Raw genomic sequence first — 4,970 nt, 5'->3', positions numbered from 1 at the left:
ATTGGAGAAAAAGAACCGCTGCGCGCCTTTGGCCGTTGCCAAGGACAAGGCTTTGGGCGTACAGTTGCTTTTGCAAAGATACAAAATGTTTCAAAAAGGCGAAACAAAAGGGCAAAATCTTTTACGCGGAGTGGGGTGGAAGTAAATGATATTTCAGTGGTAAGAGGGGAGCAGCAGCGAGTGGGTTGCTTTGAAAAAACGACTTAGCGAAGTGCACGAATGCCATGTCAAAAGCGCCAAAATGGCGTGCACGATGGGGCGAAACGCCAATCGTTAGCCTGCAAGGCAAGTGTGTTAGGCGAAGGTTCGGGCGTTCGTTCTATCCCATTTTTCCCGTTTTCAACTCGGTTTGCAGGAACGAGAACACATATCCAGGGCTTTGATAGTAAAGTTTTGAGGCATCGTCCATCAGCTTTTCGTATGTTTCTGAGTTTAAGACGAGCGTTAAAGCCTGTTCTATTGATAGGGTGTTGTCGTTGGCTATTAGCTGTTTTGCCAACTCTTTCACCAAAAAACCTTTCATTTCTTCTTTCTCTGTCATAGTCTTTTCAGGTGTTCTACTAACAAAAGCGCACGTGTTTGGGCAAAGTCTTTGGCCTGTTCCACCTCGGCAGACAAGTAAAAGCCGCGCCCGAAATCTTTGCTGGGCTTAGACTTCGTGAGGTCTATCTCGCCAAAGTCGCTCGTTGTTCCGTGATAAAGCCTCATCATAACGACCCTCCCATTCTGCGACAATACTGTGAAAGCTCGTCTACCATTGTGCGAAACGATTGTGTATGGGCATAGCCATAGTGCTTGTCAATGAAGTCGATGGCCTTAAACCGCTGCAAATAGCCAAAGGCCTGTTTCATTGTTAGGTCGTACTTCTTCCCAAACTCATAGATGAAGTAGACTATCCATTCTAGTTTCTCTTCCGTACTATATTCCATGTTCCACTCCTTATATAATATAGGGCATACCGCTTATTTCTATATGTTAGATTGCGAATACCACACCTTAATAGGGCGATTTGCTGATAAACAGCTTGCACATCGCCTACTTCGATTACAAAAATAGGAAAATAATGTGAGGAAACCAAGTTGTAAAGTAGAGAATTTCCGTATTTATGAATGAGGATAAACAAAAAGAGGAACGCCCCAGCATTCCCCTTTTGTGACCCCGGCGGGATTCAAACCCACGACTTCAGGAACCGGAATCCTGCGTTCTATTCAGCTGAACTACGAGGCCTTTGTTACTTATTGCGCTGCAAAAGTAAGCATTTTTGTTGGTTTGAGCAAATGTGGTGCAACGAAATTATGAACATTAAATTTTCATTTCGTTAGACAGAGGTATTGTCTTCCTCGGAATTGTTTTTTCGATAATGCTTGTTTATTCAGTATTAATTACTATCTTTGTTGTGCCTGTTAAGCTCATCCTGCTGTTAAAGTTAAAGCAATGTTTGAATTTTCGGTTTTATATAAATAAAATAGTTTCATATAATTTTCAAGATCATGTTTCTAAGAAGAGTAACGATAGATAACTATTCTTGTTTTAAGCAATTTGACGTTCAGCTTGCTGAAGGAATTAATGTTATCATTGGTCGAAATGGCGCAGGTAAAACATCTTTGATTAAAAGTTTAGTTTACCTAATGAACTTCATGTTTACCAATGACCGCTCAATGGGTGACCATTTCCTCTCGGCAGGAAACCCAGACTTGAAGATGACTTCAATTAAGCAAGATGAGTTTTATCGCTTTAATGCAAATAGTGAGGCCGTTTCTTATGCTAATTTTCATGGCGAAATGACTTTCGAGGGTGAAGACATTTCATGGGATATGTATAAAAAGTCTATTTTTGGTGCGTCGCTATATCCCTCAAAATATGTTGACGCTTATCGTAAATTAATGGAAATGTCAACAAGAACGGGAAGGTTGCCTTTGCTTGCTTACTTCTCTGACTCTTTTCCGCACAAGCAAACAAATATATCTTCTTTTGCAAGAAATGAAATTAGTAAAACCACAGATATTCTCAGGAATTTTGGATATTATCAATGGGACAATGAAACAGCATGTACAGTTATTTGGCAAATGAGATTGTTGAACGTTATGGCAAAAAGTATGTCGTTAAAGGAGACGCATTCTGCAGCTGTAAAAGAGAACTCTTATGTCTTGAATGCATTAAAGTCGTTTTCAAGAACAATTAACATAGATGGCGACAATAGTTTTGAAATAGATACACTTATGTTGGACTATAATGGTGCCGAAAAACTTGAACTGTGGGTGAGACTAAAATCAGGACAGGAGATTCCCTTTGAAGCTTTGCCGGCAGGATACCATCGTCTGTATAGTATTGTGCTTGACCTTGCCTATCGTTCTTATCTTTTAAATAGGAACAATCCTGATGAGACTACAGGTTTGGTGTTGATTGATGAAGTGGATTTGCATCTTCATCCATCACTCTCTATTGAAGTGCTAGAGCGTTTCAGAGCCGTGTTCCCTGCAATTCAGTTTGTAGTGACCACGCATTCCCCACTAATAATAACTAGTTTGAAGTCTGATGAACATAAAAATCAAGTTTTGCGGCTTGTTTCTGGTGAGAATAAACCACACGTTTTACCCGATTTGTATGGAATTGATTATAATGCTGGTCTTGTGGATGTCATGGGGATAAATCCGACTAACGAGGATGTCAATTACCTGAAAAGGGCTATTATACGCGCCGCAAGACGAGGAGATAGTGCTAATCGTAAATTAAAAGAAACCGAATTAAAGGGACTTCTATCTGAAAGTACATTTGAGAAGATTATTGCCGACATTAATAAAGAAATTTAAAGACCTTTAATAATATGCAATGGATAAATAAACGAAATAGAAAATACCGTAAGAAAGCACATCATTTGTTGAACAAGTTCTTAAATGAAGGTTGGAATTCATCGGTAGGCAAATATGTAAACTGTGATTTTAACTCGTTGAAGTCATTTAACGCTAACCATGGAATTCGGGCTTTGCTCTATTCTGAACAGAACGGGTATTGCTGCTATTGCATGCGCAAACTAAATCTGGGAGACAGGCGGATGTGTACCATTGAACATGTTATGCCACATAAAGTGAACGATTCCGACCTTGCGTTTTACTTTGCCAATGTGCCTCATTTAAGGAAAAATGTTAGGGCATTGGTTATTGATAACAAAACCCAGCGTTTGCGACATGCTCGTCCCTATCCCCATTTTTGTGCTTACGAAAATCTTGTTCTCTCTTGTAGTGGAGGCATTTACAGAACCGATGACCCCGACAATGAATGTCTGTATAATATTCATGCTTGTTGCAACAATGTGCGAGGCAAAGAAAGGATATTTCCTATTTTCTTCTATAAGGAAGAAAACATGATATATGAAAGAGACGGACTGATTACTTGCTCCCAAAAATACGAGCATACCATAGACGTCTTGCAATTAGAAACAGAAAATTTATGTCTTTTTAGAAAAGCATGGGCCTATTTGTTGTCTTCTCATTCGATGGAAGAAATTAAGGATGCTAGGGCAGAATCGAAACGGAGTCTGCGTGAAGAGATTCTTATGGACACTCCCTTAAAACTAAATGAGGTGAAACGGCTTTGCCATCGACTATATTGGGAAACCTTGTACGAGTATAGGTGGTTTGGTTTTTATTTCCAAAGGCACATGCGGCAGAAGAAATAATAAAATAATAAGATGAATATTTGCAGTACGTCAAACCGTACAGATTTGATATTATGACGAAACTCCCGTCATGATTACATGCTTGTTTTGTAGAAATTTTGTATCTAAATTTCTAGATTTTTGTTACATTTATTCCAGCCTGTTTCCCATTTATTGTTTATTTTGCTACCTTTGTACAGCAAAATAACATTTCGACCTATGAGCACATTGATACGGCCAGAACATTACCATGCCCTACTAGATAAGGTGAGAACAGAACAGGCTATAAAGGTGATTAAGGACTTTTTTCAGCAAAATCTCTCCACCGAACTGCGCTTGCGCCGAGTTACGGCACCGCTTTTCGTGATGCAAGGATTGGGCATTAACGACGACCTTAACGGCATCGAACGCCCCGTTACGTTCCCCATTAAGGACTTGGGAGACGCGCGTGCCGAGGTGGTGCATTCGTTGGCCAAGTGGAAACGCCTAACATTGGCCGAATATAAGATAAAGCCTGGCTACGGCATTTACACGGATATGAACGCCATTCGTGCCGACGAAGAGTTGGATAACCTGCATTCGTTGTATGTAGACCAGTGGGATTGGGAGATGGTTATCACGCCCGAACAGCGCACGCTCAGCTTTCTGAAACAGACCGTGCGCCGTATATACGCGGCGATATTGCGCACCGAGTATCTCACTTGCGAAACCTATCCTGCCATACAGCCTTTCTTGCCGCCCGAAATACACTTTGTGCACAGCGAAGAATTGTTGCAAATGTACCCCCATCTCACCCCGAAAGAGCGCGAAGACGCCATTTGCGAGAAGTATGGGGCGGTGTTTATCATTGGCATTGGCGGAAAATTGAGCGATGGCAAGCGGCACGATGGCCGCGCACCCGACTACGATGATTGGTCGACATTGGCAGAAGACGGCCACGTGGGGCTAAATGGCGACATATTGATATGGTATCCCGTGTTGGGACGTTCGGTTGAGTTGTCGTCGATGGGTATTCGTGTTAATGCAGATGCCTTATTGCGGCAGTTAGAAATGATGGGGCAGCAGACTCGTGCAGAGTTGTATTTCCATCGTCAGTTGTTGTCGGGCAAACTGCCTTTGTGCATCGGCGGTGGTATCGGACAAAGCCGCTTGTGCATGGTGTTATTGCAGAAAGCACACGTGGGCGAGATACAAGCTAGCATTTGGAGCGACGAAATGCGAGCCGAATGCCAGGCCGCAGGTATGCCGTTGATATAGGCATGTTCTAAAAATTCCCCGCAAAGGTTCAATTGATGTTCCTTGTATTGCTCTTCGC

General features: G+C 41.8%; 6 protein-coding genes, 1 tRNA gene and 1 pseudogene. 4 read left to right on the top strand and 4 right to left on the bottom strand.

Features of this window, described 5'->3' with window-relative positions; genetic code table 11:
* Positions 1-207 (top strand): annotated as a pseudogene (locus tag HMPREF0670_RS17040) (hypothetical protein); the annotation flags it as partial.
* A 112-nt stretch (positions 208-319) separates the two neighbouring features.
* On the opposite strand, the gene HMPREF0670_RS06495 reads toward HMPREF0670_RS17040, so the two are convergent.
* From HMPREF0670_RS06495 to HMPREF0670_RS06485, 4 genes are all read right to left on the bottom strand, one after another.
* Complete coding sequence (locus HMPREF0670_RS06495) at positions 320-541, bottom strand: hypothetical protein (RefSeq protein ID WP_009230354.1); 222 nt, start codon at positions 539-541, stop codon at positions 320-322.
* Positions 538-711 carry a DUF3990 domain-containing protein gene (locus HMPREF0670_RS15625; protein ID WP_009230353.1) on the bottom strand — a complete coding sequence of 58 codons (174 nt, stop codon included), beginning with the start codon at positions 709-711 and terminating at the stop codon, positions 538-540. The genes HMPREF0670_RS06495 and HMPREF0670_RS15625 overlap by 4 nt, the downstream gene beginning before the upstream one ends.
* Complete coding sequence (locus tag HMPREF0670_RS06490; protein WP_009230352.1) at positions 708-929, bottom strand: DUF3791 domain-containing protein; 222 nt, start codon at positions 927-929, stop codon at positions 708-710. Before HMPREF0670_RS06490 ends, HMPREF0670_RS15625 begins: the two co-directional genes overlap by 4 nt.
* Before the next feature lie 224 nt (positions 930-1,153).
* Positions 1,154-1,227: transfer RNA gene (locus HMPREF0670_RS06485), tRNA-Arg, on the bottom strand.
* A gap of 263 nt (positions 1,228-1,490) precedes the next feature.
* On the opposite strand from HMPREF0670_RS06485, the gene HMPREF0670_RS06480 reads away from it, so the two are divergent.
* From HMPREF0670_RS06480 to asnA, 3 genes are all read left to right on the top strand, one after another.
* Positions 1,491-2,810 (top strand): AAA family ATPase, encoded by a 1,320-nt coding sequence (locus tag HMPREF0670_RS06480; protein ID WP_009230351.1) that lies wholly within the window; start codon positions 1,491-1,493, stop codon positions 2,808-2,810.
* Positions 2,811-2,824: 14 nt separating this feature from the next.
* A complete protein-coding gene (locus HMPREF0670_RS06475; protein WP_009230350.1) occupies positions 2,825-3,676 on the top strand; it encodes a hypothetical protein in 852 nt (283 codons plus the stop codon).
* A 198-nt stretch (positions 3,677-3,874) separates the two neighbouring features.
* Positions 3,875-4,912, top strand: coding sequence for an aspartate--ammonia ligase (asnA, locus tag HMPREF0670_RS06470; protein WP_009230349.1), 1,038 nt, complete (start codon positions 3,875-3,877; stop codon positions 4,910-4,912).
* The last annotated feature ends 58 nt before the right edge of the window (positions 4,913-4,970 follow it).

The organism is Prevotella sp. oral taxon 317 str. F0108, from assembly GCF_000162415.1.
Taxonomy (GTDB): domain Bacteria; phylum Bacteroidota; class Bacteroidia; order Bacteroidales; family Bacteroidaceae; genus Prevotella; species Prevotella conceptionensis.
This window is presented reverse-complemented; position numbering and strand designations above follow the sequence as displayed.

Coding starts and splice junctions, on each gene's coding strand:
- HMPREF0670_RS06495 (WP_009230354.1), bottom strand. CDS start 541: ATGACAGAGAAAGAAGAAATGAAAGGTTTTTTGGTGAAAGAGTTGGCA.
- HMPREF0670_RS15625 (WP_009230353.1), bottom strand. CDS start 711: ATGATGAGGCTTTATCACGGAACAACGAGCGACTTTGGCGAGATAGAC.
- HMPREF0670_RS06490 (WP_009230352.1), bottom strand. CDS start 929: ATGGAATATAGTACGGAAGAGAAACTAGAATGGATAGTCTACTTCATC.
- HMPREF0670_RS06480 (WP_009230351.1), top strand. CDS start 1,491: ATGTTTCTAAGAAGAGTAACGATAGATAACTATTCTTGTTTTAAGCAA.
- HMPREF0670_RS06475 (WP_009230350.1), top strand. CDS start 2,825: ATGCAATGGATAAATAAACGAAATAGAAAATACCGTAAGAAAGCACAT.
- asnA (WP_009230349.1), top strand. CDS start 3,875: ATGAGCACATTGATACGGCCAGAACATTACCATGCCCTACTAGATAAG.